This is a genomic window from Mycoplasmoides gallisepticum (assembly GCF_900476085.1).
GTDB classification, from domain to species: Bacteria; Bacillota_I; Bacilli_A; order Mycoplasmatales; family Mycoplasmoidaceae; genus Mycoplasmoides; species Mycoplasmoides gallisepticum.
Genome location: NZ_LS991952.1, coordinates 325501 through 346473 on the forward strand (window position 1 = coordinate 325501; position 20973 = coordinate 346473).

The following is a 20973-nucleotide window of genomic DNA, read 5'->3' on the forward strand; positions in this document are numbered from 1 at the left end:
ATAACGATCATATGGATAAAACTACAGAGCAAATTAATAAGACAGAAATAAAAAAACAAATTATTAATTGTTGCAAGGAACTGATAAATTTATATTCTAATTGAGCTAACCAAATCAAAGTTTTAACAGATCCTAAGCAGATTCATAAACTATCTTTAAAATTTGGTAAAGAGATCGTTCTTATAAACCAACAGATCTCAAAATTAACGATCACTAATGGGATTAAACGCCCAGATTATTCCAAGTACACCAAACCGCGAATTAATACTATTAATGCTACGTTGAAGAAAAACTTAAACAAATCTAATTACGATTACATTTTTCAAAACAGTTCTCGGTTTGATTTTATTCAAGAAGAACATAAGTTTAAAACTAAACAAGCACTTGAAAAATTAGAAAAAAATATCCATTCACAGCTAATAACAGATGATTACCGTGATAAAAGATCACATATTTATTTATTAGATTGATATGCAAAATTATTTAAAACACCTGCTGCTCAGTTATTAAAAAATAAAGAGTTCGTTAAGTGTTTTATTGAATCATGTATTGATTATGAAAGTTGCTATGAGTTGCATTTTGATCAAGATAACAAACCAAAAAACTTAGAATATGCAACTTGTGCAGATCTAAATCATAAGCATAAGAATGTTAAATTGGTTAATAAAAAATTTAATTTAGTAACTGATTTTTGTATTTTTTATACCCAGAAACCAATTAAGAAATTCTATTGAAATATTATTTATAAATATTTACAAGAAGATGCATGAATTTATGGTGAGAATAACGAAACTCAATTAGCAAAAATTAATGAGTTATACAATCGTTATTTAAATAATCCAATTAATCGACAAAACTTAAAAATCATCGGTAAAACTCAGAAAAAAGTATGTGAATTTAATTTAATTAATCATAGTTTATTAAGCTCTAAAGAAGAAAGCGAAATCCAACAATTTATTCAATTTTTCTTAATTTATCAAGCTAAGTGACACAAGAAAGTTTCTTATCTTAATTTCGAATATATTTTCAAAAAAGAGATGATGGATTTGGTGATTCAAGAGATCGATCTTAATAAACTAGATTACTTAGTGATTTATTTAGATAATTTAAACGGAATCAATTTCTTATATGAAAAGATCTGACAGATTGTCGATTTCTTAAAAACGGTTAATAAAAACCTTAATAATGGATCTAAAGCAAAAATCATTTTCTTTAATAACATTAATGCCAATAAAATCATTTCAAGATTAAAAAGATGAAATCCACAATATGATTTTGCTGAACTAAAACAAGCAATTAACGAATTATTTTTTGATAATAAAAACATCGTTAATTTTGCATTTACCAAAACTCAAAATAGTAACAAAAATGAAGTTGTTAATAACGAGATTCAAAATCAAGATATCAACAAAATGAGCGGCGAAAATGCACTATTAGAGTTAAAAGAATTATTAAATCAGCATGAACTTTTCTTTAATGAATTACAGAACTTAATTGATAATCATAAAGAATTAGAACTAACTAAAATGCAGTTAACTAAATATGTTAATTATGCTGTGAAATTAATCAGAGAGATTAGTAGTTTTTTAAGTAATGTAAAGATCAACCCAATAGATGTGCAAAGAAACGAACAGATCTGAAAGAAGATTAAATTAATTTATCAATTAGGTCACCTTGATAAAAACTTAAGCGGTAAGGTGGGTGAAGCAATTTATGATTCACTGTTTGGCTATTACTTTACTTAATCATTAGATTAATTTTGCCAACCAATTATTTTTATTATCGATCTAAAAAAGAGTAAAATATAGATAATGTATTTAAGAAAATACTTGAAATTTATAAATTTCCATGTCGGATAAAAAAATTGGATTAAGTAGTTCTGAAGCTTTAGAACGATATCAAAAAGATGGTCCAAACGTAATTAACATTGAGAAAAGAAAAAATTATTTCTTAGTTTTCTTAGCTCAATTTAAGGACTTGATGATCATCATCTTATTAATTGCTACAGTTGCATCATTTGTTGTAGCGATCATAACTGGGATAAAACATAACTGAGATTTTAATGCTGATAACGGTACGCTAAAAATTGAACTAGCCCAACCTTTTATTATTCTCTTTGTTATTGTGGTTAACTCCTTAATTGGAACCGTGCAAGAGATTAAATCTGATCAAGCAGTTAAATCATTAAATAAACTTAATTTAACTAAGACCAAAGTTTATCGAGATAATAAGTTAGTTAATATTGAATCTACTCAGATTGTTGTTGGTGATGTAATTATGTTAGAAGCTGGAGATGTGATCCCAGCTGACTGTAAGATTATTGAATCAAGTAATCTTTATTCAAACCAATCAATTCTTACTGGTGAGTCATTACCAGTTAAGAAGTATCAATATGATAATGATGATGAAGCAAATTTACCTACAATAGAAAGAAATGACCATCTCTTTTCAGGGGCTTCAATTACTAATGGTCATGCTTTATGTGAAGTAATTGGCATAGGGACTAACACCGAAATTGGGAAGATTTCTTCATTAGTAAATAAACAAAAGAAACAACTATCACCATTACAGATCAAATTAGAAAAACTGTCAAAAGTTTTTGGTTATAGTGGGATTGTTTTATTCATTATCGCGTTTATTATTCAGATTATTTTAAATGGTGTTGGTAATATACAATCAACCTGACCAGCAGCCTTAGCTGCTGCTATCTCATTAGCTGTTGCTGCCGTCCCTGAAGGTTTAAGTACTTTCGTGTCTATTATCTTAGCGCTTGGAGTTAAGAATATCGCCAAACAAAAAGCGATTGTTAAAAAACTATCTTCGATTGAAACATTAGGTTCTGCTGCAATCATCTGTTCAGATAAAACTGGAACGATTACTAAAAACCAGATGACTGTTGTTGGGCTTTGAACAAAAGATAGTGAAGGTGTTAAACAATTAACTGATGAACATAAGAAATTACTAATTAATTCAATCTTATGTTCAACAGCTAAGATTAATTTTGATGAGCATAATAAGATGGTTGAAGTGGGCGATCCTACTGAGACTGCACTAATCAGATTTGGTCTTGAAAACCAATTTTATCAAGCTAAAGATTATGCTCACTATCAGATTAAAGTACACCCTTTTGATTCTGTCAAAAAGATGATGTCAGTTCAGATCTTTGATGAGAATAAAAATACTGGTATTTTAATCGTTAAGGGTGCACTTGAATCGCTTTTAAAGATTTCAAATAACCAAAATCACGATCAGTTTATTAACCAAACTAAACTGTATGCTGATCAAAGTTATCGAACCCTTGTTGTTGGAACTAAACCGATTAACAAACTTTATGATGATTTCTTAGAGATCGAAAACGATCTTGAACTACAAGGGATTATCGCTCTAATCGACCCACCACGAGAAGAAGTAATCCATTCAGTAAACTCAGCTAAAGCTGCTGGAATTAAACCAATTATGATCACTGGTGATGATCTTAATACGGCTAAAGCAATCGCTAAACAAGTTAATATTTATAATGAAAAAACTGATTTGGCGATCTCATCTAAAGAGTTAAATGAGATCGATGATGAAACCTTAAAAAGAGATATTGAAAAATACTCTGTGTACGCAAGAATGTCTCCAAAAGACAAGATGCGGATTATTGATGCATGACAAGCCAACCACCAAGTGGTCGCAATGACTGGTGATGGTGTAAACGATGCACCAGCACTTAAAAAAGCCGATATTGGTTGTGCGATGGGGATTACTGGAACTGATGTGGCTAAAGAAACTGCTGATATGATCATTGTTGATGATAACTTTGCTACGATCATCAACTCGGTTGAATCAGGTCGTAGGATCTATCAAACGATTAAAAAGGTGATTCAAAACCTTTTAATCTCATCAGTGGCTGAATTGTTAGTTTTCATCATTGGTTTAATTGTGATGGTGCCAATTTATCGTCATATTATTAGTACAAACGCTGAGATTGCTACTAAATTGACATTAATTAACCAAACCCCAGCTGAATTATTTGCTAAATTTAGTTTACTATCAGCAGCACAGTTGTTGTGGATTAATATCTTAACCCACGGGTTTCCAGCGATTGCTTTGGGGATCCAAAAATCAAAAAACGACGTCATGAACGTTCGACCATACTATAAGTATGAAAATCTCTTTGCTAGAAGAATGGGGATCGATCTTTTATGACAATCATGTTTTATTGCTTTAATGTCATTAGCTGCTTATAGTATTGGCATTAATTATGCGATCTACTCAGATCAAATTGAGATCTTCAAATCATTTAATAAGATCGGATCATCAATGGGCTTTATCGTTCTAGGAATTGCAGCTTCAATTCACTGTTTAAACTTAATGTCAGATCGACCAATCTTCTTAAGTTCAATCAGATATTATTGATTAATCTATCTTAGTGCTTTATTCTCAGTTTCATTAATCTTATTAGTAGCACTAACAGGACCGATCGCTTCAGTGTTTAGAATGGATGAACAATTTGTTAATCGTCCTGATTTAGTCGGGATCAGTTTAGGGATGGGTGTAGGGATTATTCCTGCTATGGAGATCTTTAAATTGTTCATTAATTTTAGAACTCATCATCGTTCAGTAATCAACGAATTTAAAATGATTACTAAATAAATAAATTAGTAGACGAAAAATTTTAACGAAATATCTGCTTTAAAATTTAGCAATAGATTATAATTTATTAATAAATTTACTAATTTTGAAATAGATTAAAATTCAGGTCAAAATAAGATCTAAATATAGAGATTCAAAGAGAAAATTATGCAACTTATTGAAATTAAAGAACTGTTATTATCCCACTCAAAAAGAGAAGGAGAACAAGTTGTCTTAGTCGGTAGTTTTAAGTCAATTCGTTCTTCTGGAGCAATTGGTTTTATTGCTTTTAGTGATAGTACAGCACTTGAACCAGTGCAGATTGTTTTTAAGAAAGAAAACACCCCCAACTTTGATGAGATAAGTAAATTACCAATATCATCAATGATCTTAGTTAAAGGTGTGGTAAGAAACACCCCAGGAAAAAAACAACCGTTTGAGATCCAAGCATCTAAGATCGTGGTGTTAAAAGAAGCTGATCCTTCTTATCCGTTACAAAAGAAAGCTCATGGTAGTGAATTCTTACGTGAAAATGCTCACTTAAGAGTTAGAACTAATAAGTTTTATGTAATCATGAAGATCAGAAGTGAATTAGCAAATGCCTTCTTTGAATTCTTTAAAAATAACGACTTCTTATACGTTCACGCACCTCTAATTACTTCAAATGACAGTGAAGGTGCTGGTGAATCGTTTGAAGTAATTAGTCCTAATGACCCAAATTATTTCGGTAAAAAAGCATCACTAACTGTAAGTGGTCAGTTCGCTGCTGAAGCTTATGCTCAAGGGTTTAAACGTGTTTTTACTTTTGGACCAACTTTTCGAGCTGAAAAATCGCATACCTCTAAACACCTATCAGAGTTTTGAATGATCGAACCAGAAGTTTCACTAATGGACTTAGATAAGTTAACGATCTTAATCGAACAATGTGTAAAACATGCGATTTATTACCTGTTTGATTATGCCAAACCAGAACTAGAATGATGTAATGAAAATCTAGAACCAGGATTAATTGACAAACTAAACAACGTAATTAATAACGATTTTCCAAGAGTGGAATATCGTGAAGTAATTGAGATCTTGAAAAAAGCCGTTGCTGAAGGTGTCGAGTTTGAAGTTAAAGATATCCACTTTGGTATGGATCTTAAATCTGAACACGAACGTTATATCTGTGAAAAAGTCTTTAAACGTCCAGTGTTTGTGATTAACTATCCAAAAGATGTTAAAGCTTTCTATATGAAGTTAAATGACGATAACCAAACTGTGGCAGCAACTGATCTATTAGCTCCAGGGATTGGTGAGATCTGTGGTGGTTCACAACGTGAAGATAGTTACAACAAGTTATTAACTCGTTGTCTAGAACTAGATATTGATCCAGAGTTTAATAACTTGCAATGATATCTAGATCTAAGAAAATACGGATATTACCGTTCAGCTGGATTTGGTCTAGGATTTGAGCGCTTATTGATGTATGTAACTGGTTGTGACAACATCCGCGATGCGATTCCGTTCCCGCGTTTTCATGGCCAACTTGATTTTTAGAAATATCCCCAATATTCTCACCACAATTCGGATTATTATCTTAATCCCAATTTTGGTATTGTTTTATTTTAGTTTATCTGATCAAAAGACGATTTATCAGATCCACTTTTTTAATTTAGCAACCCTGAAGATTAATCTTTATTTCTTAATTATTGGGATCTTATTTGTGGTTGCTTCTTTCTCAGATTTTTTAGATGGCTATTTGGCTAGAAAATACCAACTAATCTCAAACTACGGAAAAGTTTTTGACCCAATTGCTGATAAGTTATTAATTAATGCTGTCTTAATTTATTTTGCTTATCTAGGGGTCGTGAACTTTTATCTAGTGATCTTACTAATCTTAAGAGATATTTATGTTGATGGTTTAAGGGTGTTTGTCTCAACTAAAAAGATCGTTGTGCCTGCTAATATCTTTGGGAAGTTAAAAACGGTTGCTCAGATGGTAGCCATCATCATTACCTTTTTTGTTGCTGGACAGTTTGTTTTAACTAACACGATAGCTAATCAGATCTTTAATCTAGCTTATTATCTAGCCACCTTCTTTTCTTTATCATCTGGGGGAATCTATTCTTATCAGATTTATCAAAAATACCAAATGATGGTTAAACAAACAAACACAGAACAAACACCAACGAGTTAAACAAAAATGATCGATTACAAAGATATAATAATTAACTATCTAACCAAACATAATTGAACGATTGGGATTATGGAATCACATAGTAATGGAATCATTACTAATGCTTTATTATTAGATCATCAATTAGATCGATTATTCAAAGGGGTGATGATCTTTAAAAACCCTGAAAGTATTAATCTGTTTTTAAAAAACAATCGTCATAGTCCAATTGATCCCAATCAGGTATGATCAACTGATCTTCACAATTATCTATCAGAAGTAGCTAGTGAATATTTTGCTGCTGATCTAGTGATCAATTTTGTTCACTTTGATCAAGAAAAAACTAAACAATTAGTTTTTAGTTTAATCATTAAAGATCGGATTATTATGCATAATGTTGATCTATCTAAATACCAATCAGACAAGTATCTTCAACCGGTTTGTATCTTAGTTTTGAAAAAACTAGTTGAAGAACTAGTTGATTACCGCGAAAATGATTACTAAAACTGTTGGGATCATTTTAGCTAGTGGAAGTTCTAGTCGAATTGGTTTAACTGATCAGTTAAAACAGTTTTATTTAGTAAATAACAAGATGGTCTATGAATACAGCTTAGATCAGTTTTTAGCTTCGAACTTGTTTGATCTGATCTATTTAGTTGTCAATGAACAACATTTAGAAATGATTAAAACCAAACACTCAGATAACCACATAATTAAGGTGATTGCTGGTTCAAAAATTAATCGCTATCTTTCATTTATTCATGCGATTAATGATCTGATTGCTTCTAACTACAATGATCAAACCAAGATCGTTGTTCACGACAGTGCAAGACCTAATATTAATCAAACAATCCTTAGTGATTGTATTAATGCTTTAGATCATTATCAGTGTGTCTCATTGTATCAAGATATTGCTTCGTCACTAATCAAGATCGATCAAATTAACCAATCCCAAGAACATCTTGATCGTGATCAGATCAAAATGATCTACACCCCTCAAGCAACGTGACTTAAAACAGTAAAAGATTTAGTTGACGATCAACAAAATCATTTAGATTTAACTGATTTTTTATTAAAATTAAAAGGAGTAAAAGCTCATTGGATTAAAACTAAAATTGATTGTTTTAAGATCACCACATTAGCTGATTTAGAACATTTTAAACTCTTAGTTAATAATAGAAAAGATGAATAACGCTTATAAAACCAATTTCGATTTAGTCGTTAGTGAAAATAAGGTTTTTCGCTACGACATGATAAAAGTTCAAGCTAACCAAATTATTGGTAGTTGTTATGTGAATAACTACCAACAACTATTTGAACTAACGATTAATTGTTCTTATCAAACAGATAATATCAATGCTTATGTTGATCAGTTTTATCTGGTTTTACGAGATGAAAGCTTATATGATGATCTAAAGATGATCTTAGCGATCTGAAAACAAAAAGCTCCATTAATCGATAATATTGGTTTTATGATTAATGATAAGATGATCTACCAAGCTAATAACCATCCTTGTGCTTGGTATTATGCTTATATAAAAAATCAGCTAATGAAATTAATCGTGACTAGATCACGTTGGGATGATAAGAACGATGATACGAGTTATCGTTCACAATACCAAAACCTTGATCAGATCAACCCAACTTATCAACCCAATAAGTTAAAAGCAGAATACGAAGCTGCTAAAAAACAAAAAGAGCGCTTGCTACAATATGAGAAGCAAGATCAACCAGTTTTAAACAAAGAAGAGTATCGTGAAAAAAAGGTTAGAGCTAATCAATATCCTTCTGAAAAAGATCTAAGAACGTTTAATCAAAATCAAGTCGATGATTTTGATCTGTTTGATGATCGTGACCAGTTGGGATCAATTAAAAACAGTTCATTTACTCATCAAGCTGATCTCAAATCATACAATGATTATCTAACTAACGATGACTTTAATAGTAGTAATAATTACCTAAATGATTTCGAACCAAAGTTCCATGATTCAAATCTAACAGTGGCTAAACTAGGTTCGAGTGGTTTTAATGATTCGTTAGCATCATTAAAACAACGAATGGATGATATTGATCAACAGATTGGTAATTATGAAAGTATTACCCGTGAACTGAGTGATCTTGCTAATAGTGATAGCTTTAATTTTGATTATAATAACCATTCCAATACCTCAACACTTGGTATTAATGATTTTGGACTAAATAGTAGTTCATCAATTAGTTTAACAAGTGGGTTAAAAGACTTAAATTCTTACGAATTTAATGAGTCAACTAAAGATATGTTGCTACACCACTCTGAAGACTTCAACGATTAAGATCGTGGTATAATTAGAGTAGAAAGATACGATGATTGATATTAACTAATCAACAGTTTTATTATTATATGGATATTAAATAAATCTTTAATGAACTGTTTATATTAGCTTAAGAAAGCTAGTTAAACAAAAATATCAAAGCGTGAAACCAAAAAGTTTAAAGAAATATAAAAAGGCCTTGTTGTGGATCTTTGGATCGGTCGGTTTGATCTCTGTGCTTTTGTCAGGGATCATCTATACTTCTGTAAAGATCTCAAATTCGCTTTATCAAGATAAGTTAATTTCAGGTCAAAATCAACCGCTTGCTCCGGTTAATAGATTAATTGGTTTCCAAACGCTTGCCAAGTTCAGAATTGAAGGTTTAGACTTTGAATTAAAGAAAAAAATCTATAGTTCAACAGTTGAATCCGTAGAATTAGTTAATCGATCTGCTGTTTTAGTAGATGATTCAGTCCTTGAAAATCATGATGGGGAACTGACTAGTGTTCAAAGTGACCCTCAAGTCCCAGCACCTGTTAAGATCTTAGCTAAAGAACAAACTGGTCATACCAGTGACTTTGTCTCTGGTTATTCAGATGACAATAAGTATTACCAATCACCGTATTATTACAACGATCGGGTTTATATGCCGATCTTAGATTCACCTACGATCTATCTAAAAAACGAACGAACCTCTAGTGATATTGGTTTAAATAATTACCAAGGTTGGATCGCAGTAGGCCATGCTAGAGTTAACAGTCGGGTTAGTGTGTTTAATTACAGAGCAACAGATGAGTTGTTAGCTAAGTTTAATAACTTACCTGATCGTCTAATCTTTACGATGTCAATTGATCTTTATCAAGCAAACCCAGCGATGATTAATGAGACATTAAAAGAATATTCACCTGATTTTGTGATCTTATCAAATGCTGATAGTCAAACGATGAAGCAATTAGTTTTTCCAAGTTCGGTGAAAAAACTAACAATCAAATCGAATATTCTTGATCGTTTTGACTTTAGTTTGGTTAATTCTGAGATTCAAGAGTTAGAACTTTACACGCCAAACTTAACTGAGTACAATCCGTTAGCATTAAATCCCAAGACCCACCTAATTTTTGACGCTGATTACTCTACGCGATTTTTATCAATTAATTTATATGGTGCGCAGTTAACTAACCAACAAGCATTAGCAGCATTAGAAGATGTCTTTGTTCACAGATACTATGAACGTGCTTTACAAGGTTCATTTGTAGACGGATATATTAGCTCATTAGTTTTATCTGATACAGGGATTACTTCATTAAACAACTTAGTGATTAAGAATATTAATCCTAACTATGATAGTTACATAATGAGTGTGAAATATCATTCAAACGATAGTGGTCAGATCGAACTGTTGAAGACGACTGCTTGAAAAACACCAACACCAACACCAGACCAGGCGGCGGCCCCTGGCGATGGCCGAGTTAATGTCGAAGATAAAGATCTACGACTATTAGTTTCTTCTGAAGTTCCAGTTAATGCTGAAGTTTTAATTAATGTTGTTAGTAAATACTTATATAACAATACTAGAGTTAATATCTTAGATATCTCTAAGAGCTTATTAAAGTCTGGTAGTTTAGTTGATGTTGCTAACAGTTTAAAAGCTAAAATCCCTTATTTAAACGTAGTTATTTAGACCTGGAATTTTTTGGTTTGAGTTAGTTCATGATAATTCGACCATATTATTAACTTCTTATCTTGCTTCTTTTATAATTCAAGTATCAATTATGAAGTTAATAAAAAAATTATCATTTGCTTTATTGGCAACTGGTTTATCAAGTTTGGTTGTTACATCATGTAACCTACCATTTGTTAGTGCACGTAAACCTGAAAAAATCGTCTTATTTCAAAGCGCACAAAATAGCACATTTCCTTTAGATCGGATCATGCATTCTATTGTTGATAAGTATAATACTGATCATAAAGATAACCCTGATTTCTTAAAGGTTGTGTATCAGAATGCTGATATTACCCAAACAACATCTGAGTTTAATTTAGCTAACTCTGTAGCTACTAGAATTAGGGCTGGTGCAGATAATATCCCTAGTGTTATCTTGGGAAGTATTTCAGCGCCTTATCTAATCAACCAGCTTGAGCGTTTATTAGACGTAAGTACGGATAGTTTTTTTAGTAGCCAACCGATCATTAACGAGATTAATGAGATCACTAAAAATATTATTGGTGTAAATCATATCACCCAAAACGCATTACCGTTTGATTTAACTGATTTAGATGCGCTTTATTTTAATAAACCAGTGATGCAAAGATTGTTTGCTTTGTTTAAACAGGGTGGTGGTAAAATTGATGAAAATTCAAAGATCTACAATCAGTTACAAACCCAAACCGTGTTACCAGCTAATAATTTTTGATCAACAGTAGCTTTAAAAAATAACGAAGTTTTTAAAGATAAAACTATTAACGACTCAACATTTGATAATTTGGAATCAATCTTTAAATTCAGTAGTATGATTTATGGTGGCTTGAATTTAACAAACGTTTCACCTGATACTGATCAATCGATTCTAGAGATTGATTACGACCGTAATTTATTAACTAAATACATATGAAGTAAACTAGGTAATAGTGAAAAAGATTTCTTATGAAATCTTAAAGCTGAAGCGAACAACCCAAGAGATCTAGTAGTAAACTTTGATAATTTAAAAAAACAAAAAACAATCGATACAACTAAAAAAGCGATCCAATTTTGATATGACAATATTCATGTAAGTAGATCAACTAATGATAAGGATATCAGATCAATTAAGTTAAATAATAGTGGTCGATATGGATTTAGCTTTAATGATATAAGAGATAGCAATGCTGCTTTTGCAATTGGTCCTACAGTAACTTTAGCTCAAGCGACAATCTCTAAATATAGTATTTATACGTTCATTAGTAATAAAGAAAATAAAACAGATGAGCAGATCATTCAAGAAGCTGAAGGAAAGTTTACGCACCCAAATGATATTTACTGAGCGCCACAATTGACCAGAATGGATGATAGTGATAAGAAAACTTATCAGATTGGTGGTTCTTATTTAATTCCGATCTCTTCTGGTGATCCAGGAATAGATAAGGCGACAATTAACTTCTTAAAATACTTGTATTCAGGGAATAATGGAGCAGTAGCTAATCCTAATGATTCAGTGGTGGCCCGAATTGAAAATGGAAGCGGATATTTTGTTCCATTAAAAACAAACATATCATCATCAATTAATGAACAAAGAAAAACTGAGTTTGATAACTTAGCAACAAAATATGATTTTTCTAAGATTGATCTGGCTAGAAAAGTTTATGTTTATAAAAACCAACCTCAGGAATGAGATAGTTATTACTACACTCAAGCTGGTTTAATTACTAGAGAAGGTATTGATGTTTTATTAAACGATCCACAAAACGTTTCATTAGTTAATGTAAAAAACGATTCAAAAACTGCGAAAATCTTTAAATTTATTAGTGATAACGTAATAGGTTCAGCAGCATATAATGCAAAAGTTAAAACACCTGATGAGATTATGAATGATATTAGAGCAGAATTAAGAACTAATTAAGATATCGGTAAAGAAAAGTGTCAAAAACAATTCTAAAAATTGAAGACCTCAATGTTTCATACAGCAAAAAGGTTGTTCTTAAAGAGGTCAATGCCCAGATTTATGAAGGTGAACTAGTTTCGATTTTAGGACCTAGTGGTTGTGGGAAAACAACTCTTTTAAACACAATTGCTGGATTTATTAAACCAAAAATAGGATCGATTAGGTTTTCAGATTTTAGTGATAATAATGATATTGAATTGGGTTTTGTTTTTCAGAACTCAATTTTATATGATGAAATTAGCGTTTATAAAAATATCTATTTATCGTTGATAAATTCTTTTAATCAATATTATTCAACTTATTTAGATTCATATTTACAAACTAATTCAATAGATCAAAAAAAATACGACGAGTTGAAGTTGTTATTAAAAGAGTCACTAAATAACCAAAAAGTGAAAAAACACTTTAGATTAAAATTATTTTTAATCAATTTTGCGCTGTTTTTTAAGAAAAATAAAACTTATTTTCAGTTTTTTAAAACATTGAATAGTGCGATAAAAAACCGGATTTTTGATGTGGCTACCAGATTAAATATTAAAGATATTTTATCTATGAAGGCTGCTAATTTATCTGGTGGTCAAAGACAACGTGTCGCTATTGCTAAATCATTAATAAAAGATGTCAAACTAATTTTATTAGACGAACCATTTGCTTCATTAGATGCCAAGATTAAAGAAAGCTCAAGAGACTGATTAAGAAAGATTCAAAAAGAATTTAATATCTCAATGATCTTAGTAACTCATGACCAGAACGATGCGATGTTAATTAGTGACCGGATTATGTTTATTAACAATAATACGATCGCTCAATTCGATCGTCCTGAAGTTATTTATAATTCACCAATTAATTTAGCCACTGCTAAATTTGTTGGTTTTCCTGAAATTATTAAACTAGCTAATAGTGAAAATAAATACATTAGACCAAGTAAATTAAAGATTGAAAAAGACCCAAATTCTTCAATTAGAATTACTAATATCCAAAGTATGGGAGCACAAGAGATTATTGAATTCACATCAGATCAATTTGTTGGTTCATCTAAAGTAATTGTTAATGAGAATCAATTTCAGGTTAATGACCAGATCAAAATCTCATTTGATGAAAAGAATGTAATGACGCTAGAATAAATTATGCAGCTTGATAAAAACCGAAAAAGTAAATTAAAACTTAAAAGCAATACGATCGGATTGATCTTATTGATTCCTGTTATTTTACTTTTAACTTTATTTACGTTTTTACCGATAATTTTATCGTTTATTGAATCTTTTAAAGTCTATGCTAGACATAGTATGGTTAACTATACTTTTGGGATCAGAAATTTTACCCAGCTAGTTTCAGATAGTGAATTCAAAGATTCATTTCTTAATACCAACTTATTAATCTTTCTAGGAACGCCCTTAGTAATCTTTTTAGCATTTATTCTTTCATTAATCTTTAGTGAGATATCATCAAAGATCTTTAAGAATATTGCGGTTGTTTGTTTGTTTTCACAATTCTTTACTTCTGCGTTTGCTGTTGGAATTTCTTTTATCTATTTCTTTAGTACAAACAACGACGGTTTTAATCGGTTATTTAATACCAGGATTAGGTTTACAAACGACTTTGACGGAAGAAATATCTTAATCGTTTATTTTATCTATTACGTTTGAAGATTACTTCCATTTAACGTTGTTATGATGAGTTTTAGTTTTTCAAGTTCGTTAGAAAAATATAGCCGTGTAATCAAAATCGACCAACTTAAATTCGGACATAAAGTTCGTTATGTGTATTTAAAAAACTTTAATACAGTTTTTTGATTAGTCTTATACGTAAATTTTGCCAATGCGGGATTATTTTATCCAGGTGCAATCGTAGATAGTAATCTACGATTAACCAAAGGTAATACTTTAGCTAGTTATCTATATGATCATATTAATCCCAACGAGAACTCTTCAGCACAATTAAATTATGCATTAGCAGCAGCTGCTAATATTGTGATCATAGCTTACTTGTCATTATTATCGATTAGTTTTCTAATCATTAAAAAGACTAATTTTAAACAGTTGTTTATCAAGTTGAAAAAGAAGGTAAAAAACCATGAAAATAGTTAAACATACGTTTTTTATTTTAATCATTGTTGCACTAATCATCTTAGTTTTATTCCCGTTGTATTATCTGATCGTTTTATCATTAACCTCAACGAATAAGATAACTAGTGGAATTACTAACTTATTACCAGATGGTTTTCATTATGAAAACTACCAGGGATTATTTAATGAACAATTTGGTTTAGCTTTTTTATTAACCTTTTTATCAGTGTTAATCTTAATTGCACTGAAACTAATATCTACATTATTGGCAGCTTTTGGTTTAAATAAACTATCTAACAGATTAAGAAAAGGCTTATTTTTATTCTTCTTAATTACTTCTTTTATTCCCGAGATCTCAATTTATCTTTATTTATTTAGCACGCTCAACCAGTTTGGGATTATTAATTTCAACTCATTATCGTTTGTGCTAGGTTTACCGATGCTATTTTCATTCTTCATGTTGATGTTGTTTTACAACACAATTAATAAAGAATATGAGATAAAAAAGAACTTAATGCAAATTGATCGTATTAGCCCACTGCAAGCATTTTGATATGTTTATCTACCCAAATTGAAGGTGCCAATCTATTTATTCATCATCTTTACAACGATTGAAGCATGAAATTCATTTTTATGACCACAACTAATCTTATCTGGTCGGGTGTATCAAAATAATGCCCCGATCAACGCGATTAGTACCTGGTTTTTAAAACTTGGTTTTGTTGATCGGTTAGATCTAATTAACGTTCGAGCTGCAGGAGCATTTATCTCAACTCTGATTCCTTTATCGATCTATGTAATCTGATCAAGAATAATTAATCGCAGAATGTACAGGATGGTAAGTTAAAAAAATAAGCATAAGCGTTTAATGCTTTTATAATTGATGATTCATTAACTATTGAAAAATTATTAAGTACTCAAAATTCGCAATTATTAGATGCTGTTAGATATACAGTAGGCGAAGGAATTGAAAAGTAGTTACTGATTTTGCTGCAGAAGTGGCTCAACAAATGAATAAATAATTACTTTTAATAAAAAATTATTAAAAAAACGACTTAAATACAAAATAAAAAAGTCGTTTTTTTTGAATTATAGATAATTAAATTATCTCCATTAATATAATGAAATTATATTATTGATAAATAAGGAATAAAATGAAAAGAAAATTTAAATTACTATTAGCTCTTAATGCCTCAAGCATTTTTGTTTTAACTCCTTTGCTTACTGCTTGTGTTAATCGTGAGGCTATAAATGAAGAATTAAAACGTTTAAATGCTAATAATTTTGACTTTAATTATCCTAATAAAAATCAAACTTATGCATTAGATGCTAAAGCAGAACAGTTTACAACTAATTCTAATGATCAAATAGAATTAGTTGAACCAAAAATAATTCAGCGAGTTAATCAGGAAGCTAAAGCAACTTTACAATATCGTTTAAAAAGTTTAAAAACTAATTTAAATGCTGAAATAATTAGTGATATTTTAACTAAAGAAATATCTGGATTTAAACAAGGTTTATCTTTAGAGGAATTAATAACTAATGAAAAAGAAAAATTAAATAAAACTAATTTTACTTTTGATTATCCTGATAAAGAAAACACTTTTATCGAAGAAGCAAGATTAGAAAAAATTCAAATTAAAACAAATAATAATTATCAAAATGTAGAGTTAAAAAATCTTACTCATGATTTAAAAACAAATAGTATAAGTTTTGAATATCAAATTTTTATGGAAAATTTTTATGGACAAAAAATATCTTCAAATGTTAAAAAAGTTACTATTTCAGGATTTAAAAATAAACAAGCTTCTGAAAATCAAAATAGCGTAGATACTTTTTTAGCATCTTATACAATTGCTGAAAATCCTTTAATTAATCAAGATTTAAATATTAAACTTTATTCAACTAGTATTTCAGAACAAAATGCTCCTTATTTTTTAAATTTAATAAATGATAAAGAAATAAATTTAAAAATTAAAAATATCAAAATAGATGATAATAATTTAAATCAAATTAGTTTTACTTTAGTGGCTCAAAAAGGTGATTATACTAAAGAAGAACAAAGAACATTTACTTTTAAAAATGATGTAGCTTCTTTAACTAACGGTTTGAGTTTTAACTCAATTGAAGAATTATATGATGTAGATTATGCTTTTTTAAATTCTCTAGCAGGAAATGATTTAAGAAATAAAACTAATTTGTTAAATAGTGCTTTTAGTAAAAAAGTAGAAAAATTAAATAATTTATTTGATTACGAAATTAATTGACAAAAATCAAAAAATGATATAACGCAAGTAGAAAAAAAAGTTAGAGATGTTAATCGTCAAGTAAAAAATGCTAAAGCTTTTGTTTTAAAATGAAATTTAGTTGTTGATGTTAAATTAAATGGTAAAACTATTAAAAGTTTTAATAATTTAAAAACAGCTGATAATCGTAATCAACACGATTATTTTGGTGGTAATTATTTATATACTTATTTACTTAATGATGATTTTAATGTCACATATAAACCCAGTCAATATTATTTAACCAATGCTAAATTTAATAATAATAAAACGGATGAAGCTTTATTAACTTATATTAATAATACTGCTGAAGAAATTAAAAAAACTAACGAAAAATATAAAGATATTACTACAACAGGCAGATATCCTACTTTAAATCAAAATTATGCATTAAGCAGAGAATTATTCAAAGAGATTGTTCTAAAGAGCTTTGATTTTAATCTTAATGGTTGACAAATTGAAGAAGTTGTAAGTTATTTAAATAATGATACTGATAAATTTAATTATTTTTATTTTCAACCAAATAATTTAGTTAAATTATTATTAAAATTAATTAAGAATAATCAAGTTGTTTATTTACCTCTAATTTTTAATAATTTTAATTACGATATTAATCAATTAGAAGATGCTTTTTTTGTTAATTTAGTTACTGGAAATAATATTTCTAAAATACTTTCACAAGTAAAAATTAAAAAAAATAATGATACACATCAAAATTATTTAGCTTCTAAAATTTATGACAATTTAAATGATTTTTATGAATTGCCTGCTAATGGACGCTATCAAATTAAATTTTTAACTAAAGATCAAACTAGACTTGGTTTACCAAATAGACCAGTTCAACACTTTGACGATATCAAAGGTGAAGCAATTGTTCAATTTGGCTTATTTGAAAATGGTAAATATACTGGCATTAGCACTTTAGGTTATACTTTAAAATATTTTAAAACTATAGAAGAAAGTGGTTTTTATCCAGCGAGAAATTGATTTAGTGCAAATGATTTTAATGATACAACCAAATATACAAAACCTGAAGTAAACATTATTAATGAAATAGATAAAATTAATAGTACAAACTTTATTTATAATTTTGTACAAGGTTCACCAAATAATCAAAATGATTTAAGAACCAGAAGAACTTTGGATCCTAAGTTATTAGTAGAACAAAAAGCTTTTGCACAATTAAATCATTTATTAACTATGGTTAATAACAATAGTTCACAAAGACAACATGATTTAATTAAAAATTCAACAGATTTAGTAAATAATGTCAATATAGTTAATTTATTAAAAGATTATTATGTTTATTACTATGATGTTAACAATCCTAAAGAAAATAGTTTAAGTTTTAAATTAGGTTTTATTAACAAAACTAATAGTAATATAAGATATAGCGCTGATAAAGATATTACTTTAGAAAATCTTTATAATGATTATCAATTAGAAGCTTATCCTGAAGCTTTAATAAACAATATTACTTTGAAAAATTTCAATGTTAAAGTAGATGCTCTTAAAAATCAAACGTCAGCAACATTGGTAAATTATTTTAAAACTAATAAAAATATTAATAATAATTATTTCAATTTAACTGAAATAAGCTATAACAATTGAAAATTACCCAATTGAAATAATTTACAAATAGCTGAAGTAAAAAATATTGAAAATAGAATTTTTGTCAGACTAAAATATTCAAAATACATTTTTCCACAATATGTCAATAGACCTAAAGATATTTTAGGTGATACATGATATGAAATTGGTCATTTTAGTGATTGAGCAGATGATAATTTAACTGATGAACAAATTTTAGACTTTTTAAGTGCTCAATATAATATGAAAAAAGTCTTTTTAGCTAATGGTAAAATTTTAAGACAAAGAAAAATTAAATTAAATTACAAAGATAATTATTTTGATTTAAGTAATAACAAAAAAGAGATTACTTGATTATTTAAAAAAGATTATTATGACGCATTATTAAAACAAGATAAGGTAACTAATGCTAAAATTAATTTTGAATTTTTTACCAATATTTTATATTTAGACGAGAATCGTTACAAGAGAGTTTTAGATTCTCAACAAAATTTAAATATTACTTTAGATTGAAATGAATTAGTAAAACAAAAAACTCTTATTTTTAAAAAAGAAACTCAAAGTGTTAATAATATTAAAATTGATTTTACTTTAACATTTACTTTAAATGAAGAAGGTATTCATTTTAGTTATAAATTAAGTGATGATAATGATTATTTAATAGTTGGAAATAATATAGCTGAAACTCTTTATTATCATCAAAAAACTTTGCCAGAAGTTAAATTCGATAAAAATAAAGCAATTTACTTTAATCAAAATTTTGGAGCTAATATTAACATTCAATACCAAAATGAAATTGAAAACGAGACTTTTAGCGAATATCAAAGTAATAAATTTGATTATCGAAATTTAAGTATAACACCTGAAAATATGCCTTTTTATATTTATAATGAAGCTTATAATCATGGTGAATTATTTAAATATAATCCTAATGAAAATTTAATTTATAAATGACACGAAGGATATAAACCTTCAGTTGAATTTATGCATTTAAGTTATGATGATCAAAGAATTAAAGATGTTAACAATCGAGTTTTAGCCTTTAATAATGGTTCTTCTTTAATGCTTGGTAAAGTTAATAAAGATAAACAAGATGGCAAATACTACTTTATTACTAATAATCATGTAGTTAATAACAATAATACAATTGAAACACCTTGAGAAAATGCCTGAAAAACAAATGCTAATTTCACTTTAAATGGAACTAATAAACATGTTATTTCTGCTGATGATCAAAAAGGCGTAGACAATGAAAACGCTACTTCTACACCAATTTTTACTTTTTGAACAGGATACAAACAATATAATGATGACGACGAAATACATGTTGACAGTAAAAATAAATTAGCTGTTTTACCTGATTTATCTACTTACATGATTGATGTTAATAATATTATTAATAATTTAAAAAAACAAGGCAAATTTAGCGCTGCTTTATGATTTGAAAATCTGAAAAAATTACCAAATTTAGGCATAAGCGATTACAATAAAGATAATATTGCTTATTTTTTAGAAATGCACAAAACTGTTAATAAAAACCCTAGTTTTGAAAATAAATTGAATTTTTCAACTAATCGTTTAATGACAGGTTTTCCTGGTTATAAACAAATTGGTTATATTTATAATGATAGTACTATAGGAACAGCAAGAGAAAGTTATCAAAGAACTTCTGTAGAAACAAGTTATGCCCCAATATTCTTTAGAGGCGGTTTAAGTGGTACGGGAGTAGTAGATGATAGAGGTAATTATATCACTAGTTTAAATGCTGCATCATTCTATAATTTTGCTACTTCATATTACAATTATTCTGTAGCTTGAAATAATGATAAAAATAAATATGAAAAATTTAATTGATTTGGTTTTGCTCCTAATATTGAACAATTATATAAATTAGCTAATAAAAATTCTCTTGCTTCAACTTTTTTAAAATTAAGTGCTTGAGATAGTACAATCGGAATACCTGAATGAGTATTTAATCCTAAACAATTACACAAAAATTAATTATTGATATTAAAAAATAAATTAAATCATAATATCAAATAATATTAATTTCATAAATTTAAATAAAATTTTTAGAAAATTTATTATTAAATTAAATATTTAAATTATTAAAAATACGCATTTTAAAAACTAAAATGTGTATTTTTAATATATTTGACTAAAAATAATTTATTTAAAAATTAAAACCTGAGTTTCCAAGTTAGAAGCTCTTTTTTTATACCTTTTACCTAATTACTTATATACATAGTATATAAGTACATTTTTTAATTTTTTACAATGATAATAATGAATAATATAAATATGAGTAACTACATTCTGTATAAAAGAAAA

The 20973-nt window shown here is 28.5% G+C and carries 13 protein-coding genes; all 13 read left to right on the forward strand.

Annotation, left to right across the window (positions count from 1 at the left end; all coding sequences use genetic code 4):
- Positions 1-11: 11 nt before the first annotated feature.
- The 13 genes from D2833_RS01400 (at position 12) to D2833_RS01465 (ending at position 20643) form a co-directional block, all read left to right on the forward strand.
- Positions 12-1745, forward strand: coding sequence for a hypothetical protein (locus D2833_RS01400; RefSeq protein ID WP_117273976.1), 1734 nt, complete (start codon positions 12-14; stop codon positions 1743-1745).
- A 103-nt stretch (positions 1746-1848) separates the two neighbouring features.
- Positions 1849-4638, forward strand: coding sequence for a cation-translocating P-type ATPase (locus D2833_RS01405; RefSeq protein ID WP_027333257.1), 2790 nt, complete (start codon positions 1849-1851; stop codon positions 4636-4638).
- Positions 4639-4785: 147 nt separating this feature from the next.
- Positions 4786-6156 (forward strand): asparagine--tRNA ligase, encoded by a 1371-nt coding sequence (gene asnS, locus D2833_RS01410; RefSeq protein WP_027333256.1) that lies wholly within the window; start codon positions 4786-4788, stop codon positions 6154-6156.
- Entirely contained in the window at positions 6098-6796 is a 699-nt protein-coding gene (pgsA, locus tag D2833_RS01415) for a CDP-diacylglycerol--glycerol-3-phosphate 3-phosphatidyltransferase (RefSeq protein ID WP_011113482.1), read from the forward strand. The genes asnS and pgsA overlap by 59 nt, the downstream gene beginning before the upstream one ends.
- Positions 6797-6802: 6 nt before the next feature.
- Positions 6803-7279 (forward strand): hypothetical protein, encoded by a 477-nt coding sequence (locus D2833_RS01420; protein WP_027333255.1) that lies wholly within the window; start codon positions 6803-6805, stop codon positions 7277-7279.
- The gene (locus D2833_RS01425) at positions 7254-7967 is read left to right on the forward strand and encodes an IspD/TarI family cytidylyltransferase (RefSeq protein WP_027333254.1); all 714 of its coding nucleotides are present in this window, start codon (positions 7254-7256) and stop codon (positions 7965-7967) included. The genes D2833_RS01420 and D2833_RS01425 overlap by 26 nt, the downstream gene beginning before the upstream one ends.
- Positions 7960-9087, forward strand: a complete 1128-nt coding sequence (locus tag D2833_RS01430; protein WP_027333253.1) for a hypothetical protein — start codon at positions 7960-7962, stop codon at positions 9085-9087. Before D2833_RS01425 ends, D2833_RS01430 begins: the two co-directional genes overlap by 8 nt.
- Before the next feature lie 142 nt (positions 9088-9229).
- The gene (locus D2833_RS01435) at positions 9230-10744 is read left to right on the forward strand and encodes an IgG-blocking protein M (protein WP_027333252.1); all 1515 of its coding nucleotides are present in this window, start codon (positions 9230-9232) and stop codon (positions 10742-10744) included.
- Positions 10745-10835: 91 nt separating this feature from the next.
- Positions 10836-12659, forward strand: a complete 1824-nt coding sequence (locus tag D2833_RS01440; protein ID WP_027333251.1) for a P68 family surface lipoprotein — start codon at positions 10836-10838, stop codon at positions 12657-12659.
- A 17-nt stretch (positions 12660-12676) separates the two neighbouring features.
- A complete protein-coding gene (locus D2833_RS01445; protein WP_027333250.1) occupies positions 12677-13825 on the forward strand; it encodes an ABC transporter ATP-binding protein in 1149 nt (382 codons plus the stop codon).
- Between the two features lie 3 nt (positions 13826-13828).
- Positions 13829-14788, forward strand: a complete 960-nt coding sequence (locus D2833_RS01450; RefSeq protein WP_027333249.1) for a sugar ABC transporter permease — start codon at positions 13829-13831, stop codon at positions 14786-14788.
- A complete protein-coding gene (locus D2833_RS01455) occupies positions 14775-15614 on the forward strand; it encodes an ABC transporter permease subunit (protein WP_117273979.1) in 840 nt (279 codons plus the stop codon). The genes D2833_RS01450 and D2833_RS01455 overlap by 14 nt, the downstream gene beginning before the upstream one ends.
- A 307-nt stretch (positions 15615-15921) precedes the next feature.
- Positions 15922-20643, forward strand: coding sequence for an MGA_1079 family surface serine endopeptidase (locus tag D2833_RS01465; RefSeq protein ID WP_027333247.1), 4722 nt, complete (start codon positions 15922-15924; stop codon positions 20641-20643).
- The last annotated feature ends 330 nt before the right edge of the window (positions 20644-20973 follow it).